The 16,925-nt window shown below is 55.6% G+C and carries 22 protein-coding genes; 9 read left to right on the forward strand and 13 right to left on the reverse strand.

Annotation, left to right across the window (positions count from 1 at the left end; genetic code table 11):
- Window positions 1-3: 3 nt before the first annotated feature.
- From E3E42_RS02515 to E3E42_RS02535, 5 genes are all read right to left on the reverse strand, one after another.
- Entirely contained in the window at window positions 4-1,269 is a 1,266-nt protein-coding gene (locus E3E42_RS02515; RefSeq protein ID WP_167902576.1) for an RNA-guided endonuclease TnpB family protein, read from the reverse strand.
- 131 nt (window positions 1,270-1,400) lie between these two features.
- Window positions 1,401-2,642 (reverse strand): sugar phosphate nucleotidyltransferase, encoded by a 1,242-nt coding sequence (locus tag E3E42_RS02520; protein ID WP_167902578.1) that lies wholly within the window; start codon window positions 2,640-2,642, stop codon window positions 1,401-1,403.
- A gap of 188 nt (window positions 2,643-2,830) precedes the next feature.
- A complete protein-coding gene (locus E3E42_RS02525; protein ID WP_167902580.1) occupies window positions 2,831-3,100 on the reverse strand; it encodes a TrmB family transcriptional regulator in 270 nt (89 codons plus the stop codon).
- 9 nt (window positions 3,101-3,109) lie between these two features.
- On the reverse strand, window positions 3,110-5,086 hold the full coding sequence (feoB, locus tag E3E42_RS02530; RefSeq protein ID WP_167902581.1) for a ferrous iron transport protein B: 1,977 nt from the start codon (window positions 5,084-5,086) through the stop codon (window positions 3,110-3,112).
- Between the two features lie 10 nt (window positions 5,087-5,096).
- Complete coding sequence (locus E3E42_RS02535) at window positions 5,097-5,324, reverse strand: FeoA family protein (RefSeq protein WP_014011926.1); 228 nt, start codon at window positions 5,322-5,324, stop codon at window positions 5,097-5,099.
- A 221-nt stretch (window positions 5,325-5,545) separates the two neighbouring features.
- Between E3E42_RS02535 and E3E42_RS02540 the strand changes: the two genes are divergently transcribed.
- From E3E42_RS02540 to E3E42_RS02560, 5 genes are read left to right on the forward strand one after another with little or no spacing between them, the layout of a single operon-like run.
- On the forward strand, window positions 5,546-5,908 hold the full coding sequence (locus E3E42_RS02540) for a DUF4870 domain-containing protein (RefSeq protein WP_167902582.1): 363 nt from the start codon (window positions 5,546-5,548) through the stop codon (window positions 5,906-5,908).
- A gap of 37 nt (window positions 5,909-5,945) precedes the next feature.
- On the forward strand, window positions 5,946-6,746 hold the full coding sequence (locus tag E3E42_RS02545; RefSeq protein ID WP_167902583.1) for a 7-cyano-7-deazaguanine synthase: 801 nt from the start codon (window positions 5,946-5,948) through the stop codon (window positions 6,744-6,746).
- Window positions 6,743-7,741 (forward strand): AIR synthase family protein, encoded by a 999-nt coding sequence (locus E3E42_RS02550; RefSeq protein WP_167902584.1) that lies wholly within the window; start codon window positions 6,743-6,745, stop codon window positions 7,739-7,741. The genes E3E42_RS02545 and E3E42_RS02550 overlap by 4 nt, the downstream gene beginning before the upstream one ends.
- A 25-nt stretch (window positions 7,742-7,766) precedes the next feature.
- Window positions 7,767-8,084 carry a nucleotidyltransferase domain-containing protein gene (locus E3E42_RS02555; protein WP_167902585.1) on the forward strand — a complete coding sequence of 106 codons (318 nt, stop codon included), beginning with the start codon at window positions 7,767-7,769 and terminating at the stop codon, window positions 8,082-8,084.
- Entirely contained in the window at window positions 8,081-8,455 is a 375-nt protein-coding gene (locus E3E42_RS02560) for a HEPN domain-containing protein (RefSeq protein ID WP_167902586.1), read from the forward strand. The genes E3E42_RS02555 and E3E42_RS02560 overlap by 4 nt, the downstream gene beginning before the upstream one ends.
- Here E3E42_RS02560 and E3E42_RS02565 read toward each other — a convergent pair.
- Genes E3E42_RS02565 through pepQ form a run of 3 tightly spaced genes read right to left on the reverse strand, consistent with a single transcriptional unit; the run spans window position 8,442 to window position 10,779 of the window.
- Window positions 8,442-9,515: an mRNA surveillance protein pelota gene (locus E3E42_RS02565; protein WP_167902587.1), complete on the reverse strand. Its 1,074-nt coding sequence runs from the start codon at window positions 9,513-9,515 to the stop codon at window positions 8,442-8,444. The two genes, E3E42_RS02560 and E3E42_RS02565, sit on opposite strands and share 14 nt — an antisense overlap.
- Window positions 9,506-9,679, reverse strand: coding sequence for a hypothetical protein (locus E3E42_RS02570; RefSeq protein WP_167902588.1), 174 nt, complete (start codon window positions 9,677-9,679; stop codon window positions 9,506-9,508). Before E3E42_RS02570 ends, E3E42_RS02565 begins: the two co-directional genes overlap by 10 nt.
- A gap of 53 nt (window positions 9,680-9,732) precedes the next feature.
- Entirely contained in the window at window positions 9,733-10,779 is a 1,047-nt protein-coding gene (gene pepQ / locus E3E42_RS02575) for a Xaa-Pro dipeptidase PepQ (RefSeq protein WP_167902589.1), read from the reverse strand.
- Window positions 10,780-10,901: 122 nt separating this feature from the next.
- On the opposite strand from pepQ, the gene E3E42_RS02580 reads away from it, so the two are divergent.
- Genes E3E42_RS02580 through E3E42_RS02595 form a run of 4 tightly spaced genes read left to right on the forward strand, consistent with a single transcriptional unit; the run spans window position 10,902 to window position 14,206 of the window.
- Window positions 10,902-11,570 carry an HAD family hydrolase gene (locus tag E3E42_RS02580; RefSeq protein WP_167902590.1) on the forward strand — a complete coding sequence of 223 codons (669 nt, stop codon included), beginning with the start codon at window positions 10,902-10,904 and terminating at the stop codon, window positions 11,568-11,570.
- Between the two features lie 41 nt (window positions 11,571-11,611).
- A complete protein-coding gene (locus E3E42_RS02585; protein WP_167903071.1) occupies window positions 11,612-11,878 on the forward strand; it encodes a 50S ribosomal protein L35ae in 267 nt (88 codons plus the stop codon).
- Window positions 11,879-11,925: 47 nt separating this feature from the next.
- A complete protein-coding gene (locus E3E42_RS02590; protein ID WP_167902591.1) occupies window positions 11,926-13,062 on the forward strand; it encodes a tRNA (guanine(10)-N(2))-dimethyltransferase in 1,137 nt (378 codons plus the stop codon).
- Window positions 13,063-13,111: 49 nt separating this feature from the next.
- Window positions 13,112-14,206, forward strand: a complete 1,095-nt coding sequence (locus E3E42_RS02595; RefSeq protein WP_167902592.1) for a VIT1/CCC1 transporter family protein — start codon at window positions 13,112-13,114, stop codon at window positions 14,204-14,206.
- On the opposite strand, the gene E3E42_RS02600 is transcribed toward E3E42_RS02595, so the two are convergent.
- The 5 genes from E3E42_RS02600 to E3E42_RS02620 form a co-directional block, all read right to left on the reverse strand.
- Window positions 14,203-14,607, reverse strand: coding sequence for a type II toxin-antitoxin system VapC family toxin (locus E3E42_RS02600; RefSeq protein WP_167902593.1), 405 nt, complete (start codon window positions 14,605-14,607; stop codon window positions 14,203-14,205). The two genes, E3E42_RS02595 and E3E42_RS02600, sit on opposite strands and share 4 nt — an antisense overlap.
- Window positions 14,594-14,815 (reverse strand): hypothetical protein, encoded by a 222-nt coding sequence (locus E3E42_RS02605; protein WP_167902594.1) that lies wholly within the window; start codon window positions 14,813-14,815, stop codon window positions 14,594-14,596. Before E3E42_RS02605 ends, E3E42_RS02600 begins: the two co-directional genes overlap by 14 nt.
- 47 nt (window positions 14,816-14,862) lie before the next feature.
- Window positions 14,863-16,263 (reverse strand): MATE family efflux transporter, encoded by a 1,401-nt coding sequence (locus E3E42_RS02610; RefSeq protein ID WP_167902595.1) that lies wholly within the window; start codon window positions 16,261-16,263, stop codon window positions 14,863-14,865.
- A 128-nt stretch (window positions 16,264-16,391) separates the two neighbouring features.
- Entirely contained in the window at window positions 16,392-16,583 is a 192-nt protein-coding gene (locus E3E42_RS02615; RefSeq protein ID WP_167902596.1) for a 50S ribosomal protein L37e, read from the reverse strand.
- Window positions 16,584-16,608: 25 nt separating this feature from the next.
- Window positions 16,609-16,839 (reverse strand): LSm family protein, encoded by a 231-nt coding sequence (locus E3E42_RS02620; RefSeq protein ID WP_167902597.1) that lies wholly within the window; start codon window positions 16,837-16,839, stop codon window positions 16,609-16,611.
- Window positions 16,840-16,925 lie beyond the last annotated feature (86 nt).

Genomic DNA, 16,925 nt, shown 5'->3' on the forward strand with positions numbered 1-16,925 from the left:
GATCTAAGAGGGTTCTTCGAACCCCTCGGGGAGGGCCTTCCCCCCATTACCCCTCATCTGGAAGGCCCTAAGACCCTCCAGACTTGGGGTTATGGTTTTCACGACCTTCCTCAAAATATTAAACGCTCCAACTAAATCCGCATTGAAGGTAAGCCCCGTTGCGGGACACTTAAATAAACCACGAACGAACCTCGCCCCATCGTGGGGCTTCCCGCAGACAGGGCACGTTTGAGAAGTGAAAGCCTCATTGACCACGATAACCTGAATACCAAACTCCTCAGCAACTTCCTTTAAACGTTTAATGACCGTGTTAAACCGCCACACGTGAGAGAGGATGAAATTCTGCTTCTTACCCTTATCAGAGTTCCGAGCTATTCCCTTGGGATAGCCGACGACGATTTTAGAGACACCCAAATCGTAAAGCCTTCTAACCGTCCCCCTGACTGCCGTGTTAATGTAATGCTTCGCCTGTAGTTTAGCCCTCTCGTGCATTCTCCTGAGCTTTCTGCTCGTCTTAGCACCACTTTTGTTGAGTTTTGATTGATACTCGGCAATCCTCTTCCGCCAGTAGAAGTCAATACTTTTGAGAGGCCTGCCATTCACGAGAAAGCTTTCTCCACTCTCGACATAAACGGCCATTAAATTGTTCACTCCCAAATCAATGCCTGCTGAAAGGCTCCCCTTTGGTTTTCTCGGGAGTTTAACCCATTCCTCGCCCTCAAGTCTTTCCCTGACTTCTGAGAAGGAGATGTGGACATACCACTTCCGCTTTACCTCGTCGTAAGTTATTTCTAACCGCCCCTGCTTGCCTCTCAAGTGTATTCTTCCCTTGAACTGGATTTCCAAGCGTTTGAACTTCCCAAGGCCTTTCAATATGAGTTTGCTCCCTTCAATCCTGTACTGGTCGTTCCTGAGGATTATGAAGGGTTTTCTCTTCTCGCATTCCTTCAGGTAGTTCGGTGGTTTTGGCTTAAGCCAGTCGGGGAGTTCTCCATTCCGCTTCTTTCTTGCAAGGGTGAAGAATGAACGCCACGCCTCAGCGTTCTTTCTCGCTATTTGTTGAACCGTTGCAGAACCGATTTCTTTCTTAAACTCCTCATAAACAGTTTTTTCAGTCTTTTTAAAGTCCACGATTTGCTCTTGGAAGAACTGTTGTCGCCTGAGGTAGTTTACCCTATTCCAAACTTTGGCTCCAGCGTCGGCTAACTGGAAGAGGATTTCGTTTTGGGTTTTTGAGGGTTGGAGTTTGAGCGTTACCGAACGCTTCATCTCAAGTTGTAGTGTGAATTTTAAGCTTTAAAAAAGTGTTGCTTTCCTGCTGAATGGCTGGTTGGGTTGTTTATTGCATCCCCGCCGTGAACGACGAGGCTTGAGAAGAGAAAAATGTGTGAAAAAAGAACTCAGAAGAGCCACTGGTTCTCTATGCACTCGTCACAGGGCGGCTTTTCTCCCGCTATGGCCTTGAATTTGGTGTAGATACACTCCGGCAGGCCGAGCGGGCAGCGGTCCGGGGTGACGCCGGGCCTGACCTTGGTCGGGTCGAGCTTTATCTTGATGTATGCCTCATACTCCTCGACCTTCTTCCAGGGCAGAACTTTGGCACCGTAGATGACGAGGTTGTCGTAAATCTTGGCGTAGTCGCCGACGACCGCGGTCTCCTTGAGTATGACGTTCTTTCCGACGACGACGCCCTCTCCGAGGATGCTGTCCTTTATCTCGGAGCGCTCCCTAACGATGTCGTTGCCTATGAGTATGGCGCGCTTGAAGTAGGCCCTGTCCTCAACAACGGTGTTCGGGCCTATGTACGTGTAGGCCTTTATCTTGACGCCGTGGCCTATCTTAACCCCCTCGTCGATGCAAACCGGCCCCTGTATCTCAACGTCCTCGGGGACTTCGGCACCCTCTTTGATAACGAAATAACCGTTCTCCTTGGCTATCTCATCCATCGCAACCTGGTGGGCGTAGAAGAGGTCGTCCGGGGTTCCGAGGTCAATCCAGTAGTATCCGCGCGGTATTTTGTGGGCGTAAACAAGCCCCCTGGCCACGTACTTCGGGAGAACCTCGCGCTCGAAGTAGACCTCCTTGTTCTTCGGAATCTCCTCCAGAACCTTCTTGTTAACCATGTAGATGCCCGCATCGACGAGGTTTGTGCGGGGCCTGTGGGGCTTCTCCTCGAAGTGGGTGACCTGGTTTCCGTCGTCCAGCTCGACGACTCCGTACTTCTCCGGGTCATAGACCTTGGTAACCGCGACTGTTATGAGGCCGTCGTTCTCTTTGTGGGCCTTGATGAGCTCTTTAAAGTCGAAGTTCGTGAAAACGTCACCGTAGATAACCAGAAAGTCGTCGTCCACGTAATCTTCCACATTCTTCAGCGCTCCGCCGGTCTCGAGCGGCATCGGGTCATTGACGAACCGTATCGTTTTGGGGTAGTCGGCCATCTTTTCGTCGATGAACTCCCTTATCTCCCCCCTCATGTAGTGGACGGACAGGATTATCTCATCGATCTCCTGGATTTTCTCCAGGCTCTCAAGGAGGTACTGAAGGTTTGGCTTGCCAAGAACCGGGATCATGGGCTTGGGTCTGGTCGATGAGAGCGGCCTTAACCTCGTTCCAAAACCGCCAGCAAGAATAACTGCCTTCATGGTATCACCATTTACCCTTTCAACAAAGGGTTTTATATGTTTTACGGCCATAAAATATATAACCGGCGGTGGCAGGTTTAACTGACGGTGAAAAGTTCGAAAAATCCGCGTTTAGGCCCCCACATGAGTGTTTTGCCCCAAAAATCGGGGTTTAATCGCGGAAAAAATATAAGTTCTGTAAGGGCCCATCACGGTTTCGATACCCTGTCCTTCCCACCGAGCCTGAAATCTGAGAGCTGATATACCTTCCCCTTGAAGCGGAAGCAGGTGCCGGGGCAAACGCTCTTAAGGGGGCAGGTGGCGCAGGCGCTCTCCCCCGCCTCCACCCGCTCCAGGTAGCCGAGGTCGGCCAGCACCTCCATGGCGCCGACGACCTCATCCCTCGGAACGTCCAGCTCCCGGGCTATCCCGTCTATGCTCCTCCCTTCCTCCAGCAGTGCCAGGATCCTCTCCAGCATTCCAACACCTCAGTAGCCCAGCGCCGTCCCCACGTTCCATATCAGGATTCCAACGAGCGACGCGAGGCCGATCATGTAAACCACTGTGAAGGCGGCCCATTTCCAGTTGCTCTCGGCTCTAACGGCGCCTATCGTGGCTATGCACGGGATGTAGAGGGTGGTGACCATGCCGAGCACGTAGGCCTGGAGCGGTGTCATTGCTCCCACTATGGCCTCCTCGCTTCCGTAGATTATTCCGTAGGTTGATATGACGTTCTCCTTGGCGATTATCCCGAACAGCAGGCTAACCGCCGCCTTCCAGTCGAGGCCCATGAGACGCATGTACGGCTCGAAGAACATGCCGAGCCTCTCCGCGTAGCTTCCTCCTGTGCCCATCTGCACGGGATAGCTGCTGAGGTACCAGATGGCCATCGAGCCGAGCAGGATTATGGTTCCCGCCTTCTTTATGAACTCCTTGCTCCTCTCCCACGAGTGGAGTGTTACCGTCTTCCACGACGGGATGAGGTACTCCGGTAGCTCGATGATGAAGGGGCTCTCCTCGCCCCTGATAACGAACCTGCTCAGGAGCCAGGCCACGAGGAGGGCGAGCAGCACCGCCGTGGCGTAGATGCTCACCGCGACGAGTGCCTGGTGACTGGCGAAGAAAGCCCCCGCCAGGAAGCTTATGACGCTCAGCCTGGCGCTGCAGGGTATCAGCGGGTTGACGAGCATGGTCAGCAGTCTGTCTCTCTCGTCATCGAGGGTTCTCGTGGCCATCACCGCGGGGACGTTGCAACCGAAGGCGAGCACCAGGGGAATGAAGCTCTTGCCCGGCAGGCCGAACTTCCTCATTATGCGCTCCATGACCACAGCCGCCCTGGCCATGTATCCAACGTCCTCGAGGACGGAGAGGGCCAGGAACAGCAGGAAGACGAGCGGGAAGAAGCTGAGCACGGAACCAACACCCGCTATGATTCCATCGACCAGGAGTCCCCTCAGAGCCTCGTTTGCTATATGCGGCGCGAGCCATTCCCCGAAAGCCGCGAAAGCATCGTCGAGGTATCCCTGGAGGGGCAGCCCGACGGCGAACACGAATTTGAACATGAGGTAGAAGACGCCAAAGAGTATGAGGAGGCCGTAGACGGGGTGCGTGAGGAACCTGTCGAGCTGGTCGCTGAAGCTCTCGCCTTCCACCTTTGTGTACCGCACAAAGCGGTGCATGAGCCTGTCGATGAACTCGTACTTCTGGCTGGCGATTATAAGGTCCATCGCGCGCTTGTAGCGCTCTTCAACCTCCGCTATGTGTCCCATTATCTCGTCGAGCTTTGCACTGCCGAGGTGTCTGAGGATGAGCTTTATGACCCCATCGTCGCGCTGAAGGAGCTTTATCGCAAGCCAGCGGAGGTTGTACTCCTCCCCCAGTTCGGTGTCCCTGAGAACAGCCATTATGTGCTCTATCTCCCTCTCGACCTCCGGGTCGTACCGCGGGATCACGGGCCTCTCCTTCAGCATCCCGTTGGCCATCAGGTGTATCTTCTCCTTCAGCTCGTCGAGGCCGGCGCCTTCCTTCGCGCTCATGGCCACCACTGGAACGCCGAGAACCTCCTCCATCCTCTTCACGTTTATCTCGATACCGTGTTTCTCGGCCAGGTCTATCTTGTTGAGGGCTATGATAACGTTGTTGAGACCCATCTCCAGTATCTCCATGGTGAGGAAGAGGTTTCGCATGAGGGCTGTTGCGTCGATGACGTTCACGACCACGTCGGCGCTCCCCTTCAGGAGGAAGTCCCTCGCGACGAGTTCGTCGATGGAGTGGGCCGTGAGGGAGTACGTGCCCGGGAGGTCAACTACAAGAAACTTCTGTCCCCGGTATTCCAGTATTCCCTCCTTTTTCTCGACCGTAACGCCGGGCCAGTTGCCAACGTGCTGCCTCATCCCGGTCAGTGCGTTAAATATGGTCGTTTTTCCGACGTTGGGGTTCCCTGCCAGTGCAATGACCTTCATCATGACGGCCACCTCACAGTTTTCGTATCATGACCTTCGCCGCCATTCCCCTGCCGATAGCGAAGCGCACGCCGCCGACGGAGATGATTATCGGGCCGTACTGGTGGGACTCGATTATTTGAACCGTCGCTCCGGGGGTGAGGCCCATGCCCACAAGCCGCTGCCTTGCGGTGGGGCCGCCAAGGATGTTCACCACAATCCCCCTGTCCCCGGGTCTGAGTGCGTTTAAAGGTACAATCATGAGCATCACCGTTAGGCTTTCCTAATTCGATATTCCAATCCCTCGATGACCTTAAAAAGCTTTGGTGGGCCTAACAAAATCGGGGAGTTCGAAATCAGAAATCCGCGGGTTCTAAGACGCCCCGGGAAGGTGTTCTCAGGGGATGCGGAATTTAAAACTTCGGAAAGGTATTTAAGGGATTGGAGAGAATACAACAAGTTGAATTTCGGAGGTGTGTTATCATGGAGGAGACTCCACCTGAAGAACCCAAGAAGACGTCCCTCGGCATGGATGAGAACCTTGAGGGACTGCTTGCCTATCTTGCCTGGTGGATTACAGGGATAATATTCCTGGTGCTTGAGAAGGAGAGCGATTTCGTCCGTTTCCATGCTATGCAGTCGACGATAACCTTCATAGGCATCACTGTGCTCCAGGTGATCCTCAGCTTCATTCCCTACATAGGGGGCATCATCGCCTGGCTCCTGGGAATCGTGGGATTTATCCTCTGGATCCTCGGCATGGTGAAGGCCTACCAGGGCGAGCGCTACAAGTTCCCCATCGTCGGCAACCTGGCCGAAGAGTGGATGGGGAAGGTCAACGTCTGAGGCTTAGCTTTTTAAGCCTCCTTTTTTACCCCACCCCATGATGGGCATAGAGAGCGTGGTTGAGGAGATAGCGAGGTTTTCCAGGGAACTCGGGCTTTATAAAAAACGCATACTCGTCATGTTTTCGGGCGGGAAGGACAGCTCACTGGCCCTCCATATCCTTAAGGAGGCAGGTCTTGAGGTCTCCGCGCTGACCTTCTTCCACCGCTGGAGCTGGAGGGAAACCCTGAACTGGGCGATGGGTTTTACCAAAAAACTCGGAGTTGAACACTACCTCGTTGATGTTACGGACGGCCTCCTCCGTGAGGCAACCGGGAGGAAGGGGCCGATCTGCATAAACTGCAAGAAGGTGATGCTCTGGAACGCCAAATGGTTCGCCCTCAACAACGGCTTTGACGTCCTTGCCAAGGGGGACAACGCCAACGATAAGATAATAGGCGCCCTGCTGGACCAGTGCAAAGGCGATATAAGACTCTGCGACATACCGAAGATTGGGATTCCATTCTTCAGGCCGCTGGTAAAGTACACCGCCGAGGAAGTCGAAAGGCTGGCCGATGAGGTGGGGATAAGACCCTACCGCATGTACGAGCACGCGAGGAGGAGGCAGTGGCGCGAGGGCTGTCCGCTCCAGTACATAGACCGCGAGGAGGTCGTCACGGAGGAGCTCATGAACCTGGTCTTCAGGGTGAACTACGAGGTGAGCAAAATCGCCAGAGCGAGGAAGGTCCGCGTGAGCGTAAGAGTTCCGAGTTTTGAGGTCATGTGCTGGGACTGCGATGAGGGAACCCTCAGGGAGGTGGGGAGGGTTACCTCGATGTTCGGGGGGAAAGGAAAATGAGGCTTCCTCTGGGGAAGATACGAAACGACGTCCTGCACGATGTTGTATTCCCAAACCTGGGCGTGGAGGATATGAAGGTGGTATACGGGCCCGGGGAGGGCTTTGACTCGGCCGTCCTCGAATACGACGACGAGCATTACCTTGTAGTCGCCACCGACCCCACACTGGGCGTCCCCGGGGAAACCTTCGGCTTCTTTACCTACCACTTCGCGGCCAGCGATGTGGCGGTTTTCGGGGCGAGGCCGAGGTGGCTGGTGGTTGATATCCTCCTTCCCCCCGGAAGCGAGAGGGGCTTTCTCGAAAAGACGATGCGCGACTTAAACACGGAATGCCGGAAGTACGGGAGCGCGATAATCGGCGGCCACACGGGCGTTTATCCGAGCGTAGCCGAGCCCACCTCAACGACCACGGCAATGGGTCTTGTGAAGAAAGACCAACTGAGGCTTCCGCTTGCAAAGCCCGGCGACAGAATAGTCGTGACCGGCAAGGTCGGTCTTGAGTTCGCGGTCTCCGCGGCGTACTTCCGGGAGGACGAGCTTAGAAAGCTCCTCTCTTTCAGGGAAATTCAGCTCCTCAAGGGGCTCTACCGCTTCGAAACCGCGGTTCCGGATTCCCTCGTGGCCGGACCCTTTGTCAGGGGCATGCACGACGCCACTGAGGGTGGTTTAACCGCCCTCCACGAGATAGCGGATAATTCCGGGCTGGGATTCAGAGTCTACGCCGAAAAACTCCAGCTCGACCCCCTCGTGGAGAAGGTTCTCGACTTCTACGGCCTCGATCCGTGGGGCGTTTCGTCCACCGGCACGGTAATAGCGATAACACCTCCGGAAAACATAGATTCCCTAATTAAAGAATTCAATAAAAATGGAATTGTTGCATTTGAACTCGGCGAGTTCACCGCCGATAAGAAGCGCATCCTAATCGAAAACGGGGAAGAAAGGGAGTTTCCAACGTTTAAGAACGACCCCTACGTGGAGCTGTACGGCAAACGATAAATAGGGGAAAGTGATATCCCCAACCATGAGCACTGATCTCATAAAGAAAGTCATCCTAGACGTGGCCCGGGAACTGGGTCTTGAGATTGAGGAGGTAATTCTCTTCGGCTCCCGTGCGAAAGGCACCTTTAGACGGGACAGCGATTGGGACGTCCTGGTTATCCTCTCAAAACCCGTGGAAAGAAAAATGGAACTTGAGGCATACAAACGGATACACAGGGAACTCCTGTTCAAGGGAATTAAAATAGACCCCATTTTTATCTCCCGGGATGAGCTGGAACGGGTCAGGGACGATACCGGCTTTGTTTACTACTATGCCCTGAGGGAGGGTGTGAAGATTTGAGCTTTAAAGAATGGCTCGAAAAGGCTGAGAAAGACCTCGTACTTGCAAAAAGCAGCATCTCTCTGGGTTTCTATGACTACGCGGCGTTTCACGCACAGCAGTGCGCTGAAAAGGCCCTGAAGGCGTTCTTAGTCTCCAGAGGGCGGCCCATTAAACGAACCCACGACATTGGAGAGCTCATACTCCTATGTGCCGACGTTGATGCTGAATTCTCAAAGCTCTTTGATGAGGACGTGGATTTGCTCACGGCCTACTCGGTCGAGGCGAGATACCCAACAATCCACGAGCCTGAAAAGGAAGAGGCAGAGAACGCGATAAAACTGGCCGAACTCGTCTTGGAGTTCGTTAAGTCCAAGCTTACCTCACCCTGAACCTCAGCAGCGCCGCCAGGCCGCCGAGGGCCTTCAGCTTGTCGCCGCCCTCGTGCTCCGAGCTCACCACGACCACCTCGCCGCGGGAGTAGCGGACGGCCTCCATCAGCTCCTCTATCTTCTCCCTGTTCTCGCCCTTGAGCAGCTCGTCGAGAACGAGAAGCGTCTCAACCGCACCGTAATTGACGGCCTCCTCGACTTCCTTGAGACCGTAAGCAGCTAAACCGTTGTTCCTGGCCACGTTCTCCAGCACCTTCTCGACGAGCTGGACCTCCTTGGCCACGCGGTTCTCGTGATAGACCTTGTCAACCGTTCCACGCTTGATAACTTCGTAGATACCCGTTCTTCCGGTCACACTCGTGTCCTCGATGACCACCTTCTTGGCCAAGTCCGGGTAGTTCTCGCGCAGGAACTTGTAGAAGTCCTCCTTGACGAAGCCGGGGCCCGCAACTATGGCCCGCTCTATGCCCTCGCGGCTGATTATCTCCTCCATGCTCTTCGCCACGTCGTGGAAGAACCTCTTCTCCTCACTCTCGCGGTTGGTGCTGTACCTCTTCCCCCCGAGGTTGTAACGTATCCCCTTGAGTATCTCGACGCCGTACTCGCGGATTATCGCCATGTCGGCCTCGCCGTCGTCTATGACGACTATCATCACGCGCGCTCTCTTAGAAGCCTCCACGGCTTCCTTTAGCCTTTCGATGTGGTGCTCCTTCCAGCGGGGCTTCTGGATCGTTACGACCGTGCCTTCTTCAATCGCTATCGTGTGGTACTTGCCGATGGGAACGTCGTCCCTGCTGGCGTAGACTATCGGCCCGGTGACGCGGACCTGGTTGGCGAACTTGTGAAAGTTTATCTTTTCCGCTTTAACGCCGAGGAAGACGGGAATGACCTCCACCTTTTCGGCCCTGAGGGAATCGGAGCGCTGGCTCTGCTTTCTGAGGGTCTTTGCGTAAACGGTATCGCCCGGGTCTATGATGTGGTAGAGGTGCCAGAGGTCGTCGAGGGTTTCGGCCTTGACCTTCACCTTGCCCTCCTTGACGTCCTGGTGGATTATCTGCACCCTTTCACCTCCTCCAGTAGCTGATCCAGCTCAACACCGTTCTTTCTGGCATCTTCAAGCTCATACATTAACATTTGAAGTTCACCCGCGCTCACGTCGAAATAGCCTGCGAAGTTCTTCGTTTTTGAATTAGGCGCGTTGGGTGGAGAGTTAACTTCTTCCATTCTCCTTCCCGGCAGAATTTACCAACTTCAACTAAAATAAAAGTTTTGGAAAATTAAATCAGCTCCCTCTCGGTCCTGGTGAGCCTCTCAGCGCCGTTCTCCGTGATGAGGATGGTGTCCTCGATGCGGACGCCGCCGAACTTGGGCAGGTATATTCCTGGCTCAATGGTTATCACCATTCCCGGCTTGAGCACCGTCTCGTCGAGCTGGCTCACGCGCGGCCACTCATGAATCTCAAGGCCGACGCCGTGTCCGGTGGAGTGTATGAAGTAGTCACCGTAGCCGTACTCCTTGATGACGTCCCTGACGAGAGTGTCGAGCTCTTTGGCCGTCATGCCGGGCCTGGCCGCCTCAACGCCTTTCCTCTGGGCCTCGAGGACGGCGTAGTAGATGTCCTTCTGCTTCTCGTTCGGACTGCCCACGACTATCGTCCTCGTGGTGTCCGAGTGGTAGTGCCTGTAAAGTGCTCCCTCATCGATGACAACCAGGTCGCCCTTCTCTATCCTCTTGTCGCTGGCCAGGCCGTGTGGCAGGGCCGCCCTCCAGCCGCTGGCTATTATAGTGTCGAAGGCCGGCTTTTCGGCACCGTTCATTTTCATGACGTACTCCATCTTCGCCGCTATCTCCCTCTCGCGCTTGCCTTCACTTATCTCCTCAAGCGCCGCCATCATGGCCATGTCCGCTATCCCGCAGGCGGCCTTTATGACCTCAATCTCCTCGGGAGTCTTGATTATGCGGAGCTCCTTCACCACGTCATCGACTGAGACGAAATCCGCGGCACCCGCCTTCTCCCTGAGTGTCTGGATGGTTGAGAAGCTCGTTCTGCCCTCTATGCCAAGCTTCTTCAGCTTGAAGGAGGAAAGCCTCTCGTAAAGCTCCTTTCCGGTCTTGAATTTTTCGACGGGAATCCTGGAGGTTTCCCTTGCCTCCTCGTACTCCAGCTCCGGGACGATGAAGATGGCATCGTCAGGGGTAACGACGAGGTAGCCGCCGAGAACCGGGGAGCTGCCGGTGAAGTAAAAGAGGTTCTCTTTCCCGGTAATTAGAACTCCATCGAGCTCGTTTTCGGATATGAACTCCTTAAGCCTGTCAATCCTCATCTTTTAATCACCGGGCATTTGTAATCGTCATTGCAATAAAACCCTTTCGGCAGACCACCGACGAAAACCCGACGCTTCTCGTTTCAGGAAAAGGTTATAATCCAGCAGAGGATACTAGGTGCATGGCGGTTTATCTGTTCGACTTTGACGGGACCCTCGTGGACAGCACGGGCGCGGTTGAGAAGGCCCTCCGCATAGCCATCGAAAAGACCGTCCCCGCAGTCATTGAGAGCGACCTGTACGAGGACTACTATAAGGCCCTTGCCCTGTTCATCAAGGGTCGGCTTACATACCAGTACCTCGGGGTTATACACGAGCTGGTGGCACAGGGGACTATACACGAGTACTACAAGCTCATGCCCCGATACATCAAGGACTTTCCCCACTCCCGGAACGTCGTCCGAACGCTGAGAAAACGTGGACGTTATGTCATCAGCTTCTCCGGCGAGCACACCTACCCCGGCGGAAAGGTCATCTTCATGAAAAGGACAAACTGGTACGACGAGTTCGATGAGGTGATAACCTTCAGGGGTACCAAGGACATGCTCAAGAAGTTCGAGAACCTGCGCGAACTCTATCCCGACGAGCCCTTCGTCTGGGTGGACGACAGCCCGAGCAGGTTCACGTACATTCTCGATGAGAACACACTCCTCGTTCAGAAGGCATCGCCGTACAAGAGCGACGTCGCTCTCCTCTTCGAGAGGCAGAACTTCCTCAAGATCAAATCTCTCCGGGAGATTCTGGAGATAGACGATGGCCTCTCGGCGTTCGCCAGAGGGGATAAAACTTAAAAATTTCACCCCGCGAACCCCATTCGGTGGAGGTGAGGGCGATGGCCAGGGGGAAGGCTCTCGTCCTTGCCTACGCCGGAACCAAAGAGCACCAGGACAACCACCACATGATTCTGAAGCCCCTCAGCATCGACGACAGGAACGCGGCCTCAAGGCTCATAGGCAGGAAGGTCGTCTGGAGGACTCCAACCGGCAGGAGAATGTACGGCAAAATCCTCAGGACGCACGGCAACAGGGGCGAGGTTAAGGCCTACTTCAAGCCAGGACTGCCGGGACAGGCAGTCGGGGACTACGTCGAAATTCTCTGAGCGCAACCCTTTAAACCTCCCAACCTTTTCATTTCTCCGGTGAGAGAATGGAGTTCGTTGAGGTGCGCGAGGGTCTTGCAAAAATCCTTGTCCCGAAGGCGGAGAGGATATACGACGCCCCGGTCTTCTACAACCCGGTCATGGCGCTGAACAGGGACATAAGCGCCCTGGCCGTGGGGGTACTCACACCACGGACCGTTCTCGACGCCCTCTCCGCGACAGGAATAAGGGGCATTCGTTACGCCCTTGAGACCCCGACGGGTGAGGTCTGGCTGAACGACATAAGCGAAGATGCATTCCGCCTGATTCTGGAAAACGTCAGGAGAAACCTCGGCGTTGAGGGCGAGAAGATAAGCGAGAGGAGGTTCTCCTTCGGAGAAGAGAAGAGGGTTGTGGCCAACCTCGACGATGCCAACAGGCTGATGGCCGAGAAGTTCCGCTACTTCGACTTTCTGGACTTGGATCCCTTCGGTTCGCCGGTCGAGTTCCTCGACACGGCCTTGAGGAGCGTGAAAAGGCGGGGGGTTCTGGCGGTGACGGCTACCGACACCGGCGTCCTCTGCGGAGCCTACCGGCACGCCTGCCGCAGGAAGTACCTGGCGGAGCCGATAAGGGGCGAGCTCTGCCACGAGGCAGGTTTGAGGATACTCATCGGAACCGTTGTCAGGTACGCCGCCAAATACGACCTCGGCGTCGAGGTTCTTCTCGCCTACTACCGCGACCACTACTTCAGGGCCTTTCTGAGGCTCAGGAGCGGTGCGAGGAAGGCCGATAGAAGCGTTTCCATGCTCGGCTACCTCGGGCAGGAAGCCAGCGGGCGCTTCGAGTACGAGACGGGTTTCCTCCCGGAGAGGGTACCCTCACACGGCCCCCTCTGGCTCGGCCCCCTCAAGGAGCAGGGATTCGTTGAGGACATGCTAGATCTGGCGGAGGAAAAAGCCCTTGCCCACAAAAAAACGCTCTCCTTCCTCGAAACCCTCGCCGGAGAACTCGACGTTCCCTTCCACTACGACACTCATGCCCTCGCGAGGAGGAACGGCCTTCAGGTCGGGAAGCTCGCCGATGTAATCGAGGCCCTCCGTGAAATCGGCTACCGTGCGACGAGGACGCACTTCTCCCCCACTGCAATAAAGACCGATGCGCCTTTTGAGGAGGTGCTGAAGGCTCTAAAGGCACTGCAGTGACCGACACCCATTTAACAACCTCACCGTTTTTCTCCCAGGGGGTGAGGGGATGGACGAGATGCTGAAACTCGCGAGCGGTTTTTACAGGGACGAGTACGCTGACTCGGTTCTCTACGCCCAGCTGGCGAAGATAGAGAGGGACGAGGAGATAAGGAAGGAATTCCTGAGGCTCTCGAACATAGAATCAAAGCACGCCAAGTTCTGGCACGACTTTATAAAGCGGCACGGCGGCGAGGTTCCTAAGCCCTCCGTGAAGAGGCTGACGGTCTTCTCTGTCAAGCTCCTGAGGAAGCTCCTCGGCCCGGGTTCGGTCGCCTCGCTCCTTGAGATGGGCGAGAACAGCGCAATCCAAAAGTACTTCAAGTACCTCACGACCTACGCTGGGAGGTTCAGCGAGGATGAACTGGGGGAGATAAAGGACGTTATACTGGACGAGCTTGAGCACGAGAAGTTTTTCTACGAGAGCAAGGAGCGCTTCCACGTTGAGAACACGAGGGACCTCGTTCTGGGCATGAACGACGGGCTGGTTGAAATCCTCGGTGCCGTCACGGGTCTTTCCGCTGTGTATCCGAACAATCCGCAGCTCGTCGGAATAAGCGGCCTCATAGTCGGTGTAGCGGGTGCGCTCTCGATGGCCACAGGAACCTTCGTTTCGGTCCGTTCCCAGAGGCAGATCAAGGAATCCATCCGCGACAGGATGGAGGTTCTCTTCAGAGTTTCGCCGGAAAGGGCGGCCGAAGAGCTTGTGGAGAAGCTCGTCGAGGGAGGAATGCCCGAGGAGGTTGCGAGGGAGGTCGCAAAGGAACTCGCAGACAACAGCGATGCGATAATGCAGCTCCTCCTCCCGGAGGCGGAGGAGAACGAGATAAGGGCGGCGCTCTACACGGGCTTCGCTTACCTCCTTGGAGTCGCCTTTCCGGTTACGCCGTACTTCCTCGCCTCCAGCTCTCTGACGGCGCTTCCGTTTTCAATACTCCTGGCAGGCTCTGCGCTGGCGATAGTGGCGACGCTGATTTCCCTGCTCTCGGGCATCTCGATAAAGAAGAAGGTCGCGGAGATGGTGGCGACCGGCCTGGGTGCGGCGTTCCTGAGCTACCTCTTCGGCCGGCTTATGGAGGCCCTCTTCAACGTCTCGGCGCTTTAAAGATAGAGCACCTCGACGCCGAGCTTTTTCGCCGTTTTTCCCTGTTTCTCATCGCTGGTGGCGAGCCTGCCGTACTTGAGGGCCTGGGCTATGTAGAGGGCATCGTAAACCGTGATCCCGTGTTCCAGAGCTATTGTCTCGGCCTCAGAGAGGTACTGGAGCGGGTTCTCGTAGATGATTATCCTCCCGGTTGCGTGAAGGTAGTCGAGTATCTTTCTGGCAGTCTCCAGGGAGATGTCCTGATAGAGCCTGTACCGCTTCCACACGGCGTTGGCCCCTTCGATCTGCGCCATTTCCAGCGAGACCAGATCCGTGTTCCCCCTGAGGAACTCGGAAACCTCCCCCCACCCCTCCTCTTTAAGGAGGTACTTTATCAGGGCGGACGTGTCAATTACTATCACGGGAATCCCTCACGAGCTTTGTGGCCCTTCCGCTCTCAAGCTCGGGAACGTTCTCGAGGAAGGCATCGATCTCGTCGAGCAGCTTGCTTTTCTCTTCGTCCCTAATCTTCCTTTCTATGAACTCCCTTATCTCCTCGCTCCAGTTGATGTCGTACTTCTTCATCTTCTCCTTCAGCTCGTCCGGGACGCGGACGCTTATCACCGCCATACGACCACCGTTTACAGAAACGTATTACGAGGATATAAACATTGCCATCACACTTTCACGTGCTTCCACTTTCCTCTCCTGAACGCCCACCAGAAGAGGGCGGCGGTGGTGAAGGTTTCGAGGCTCATCGCTATCCACGCCGCTATGACGCCCAGACCACCAAAGGTGAAGCCGGGGAAGGTTATGCCCAGTATCTCGAAGGGAGGTATTGTAAAGCCAAAGCCGAGCAGGTAAGCCGGGACTATGCGGAAGAGAAGCTTGCTGACGGCGGTGATGTACATCGGCGTCTTGGTGTCCCCTGCTCCCCTGAGTGCACCGCCGAGGACGAAGAGCCAGCCGAGGGGAATCTCACTTATTCCGACTATTATGAGGTATATGCTCGCCAGGCGGAGAACTTCATAGTAGTTGGGATCGTCCGGGTTAATGAAGGGCATGACGAGGTAGCGCGGGAAGACTATCAGGATGACCGCCATGACCGCCATGAAGGCCCCGACCATCTTGAGGGCCTCATAAACGGTGCGCTCGGCCTTCTCCGGGTTCCCCTCTCCAAGACCCTGGCCGACGAGGGCGGAGGTGGCGACGTTGAAGCCAAAGGCCGGCATGTAGGCTATGCTCTCCACGCGGAGGCCAACCTGGTGGGAAGCAAGGGCCACGGTTCCAAAGCGCGTGACTATGCTCATGTATATGAAGTTGTAAAAGCTGAATATCCCGCGCTCAACCATGGTGGGGATTCCTATGCGGAGTATCCTTCTCGCCATGTCCGGGTGGAAACTCCAGCTCGGCCGGAACCTCAGCACGAGCCTCCCGCTCCAGAGGAGGTAGAGTCCGATGAGGAACGAGGTGGTGATTCCTATGCCCGATGCCCAGGCGGCGCCGACGGGGCCAAGCTCGGGAAAACCGAGCTTTCCGAATATGAGAAGGTAATCGAGAACCGCGTTTACCACGTTCATAAGGATGCCGAGCTTCATGGGTGTCTTCGTGTCTCCGGCGCCTCTGAGGGCGGAGAAGGCCGTAAAGCCGGCGAATCGAATTGGATAGAACGCGAAGAGAACCTTGATGTACTCATACCCCAAAGTAACGACGTCGGGTTTTGCCCCCATTATCCTAAGGATATCATCCCCGAGAACCCACCCGAAGAGCATGACCGGGATCCCGAGGAGGAAAGCCAGGTAGAGGCTCTGCTCCAGTGCAAGAACGGCGCTCTCCTCATCCTTCGCCCCAACGAACCTGGCCACCAGCGCGAGGGTTCCCGTAGCAACCGCCGCCATTATTGGCATCATGAACCAGCTGACCTGGCCACCGAGGCCAACCGCGGCCAGGGCTAGGGCGCCGAGCTGGCCGACCATCATCATGTCCACTAGATTGAGAAGCGTCTGGGATATGTTGCCCATTATCGCCGGCCACGCCAGCTTCCAGAGCCGCCGCTGGTTCTCGTTGAAGTGCAGCATTAAGACGTCCCTCTAAACGAGGAGAAAGGCATTTTAGTTAATAAGGGTTGCGGTGACCGGCTGGGAATCGGATCTAAAACGTCCCTGTACATTAATGGGTTAAAAAGGGGTAAGGAAAATAAAAGGGCTCAGTAGGCGAGGTTCCTCTTCTTCCTCCACTTGTGGGACCAGCTGTACTTCCTCATGCGCCTGCTCCTGCCGAAGCCGCAAGCGGCGCAGTAGCCCTTCTGAACGTTGAAGGCGCGCCTTCCGCAGCGCCTGCACCTGATGTGAGTCGGAGTGTGGTTTCTCCTGCCCTTTGGTTCGGTTCCCGCTCCCATGTTATCACCCCGTCAGCTCGCTCAGTCACTCAATCTCGACCGGGGAGATGGCCAGAACGTTGTCTCCCCTGATGACGATTTTACCGTACCTCTTAACTTCCTCGCCGTCCTGGATGAGCGCCGCGTCGGCGAGGACGACGTTCAGGTGGATGTCGTAACCGATGAGCCTGCCCCTGAACTCCGAACCCCTCTTGAGGAGCACGAGCACGTCCTTGTCGAGGGACTTGTGGATAACGTCGAGTGGTCTTTCCGCCATTTTCACGCACCTCCAAATAATCAAAGCTCATAGCGATAACGAGGGGAACGGTTTATAACTCTTTCCGTTCTTCCGCTCGGTGAGGC

It is taken from the genome of Thermococcus sp. JdF3 (genome assembly GCF_012027495.1).
Lineage (GTDB): Archaea > Methanobacteriota_B > Thermococci > Thermococcales > Thermococcaceae > Thermococcus.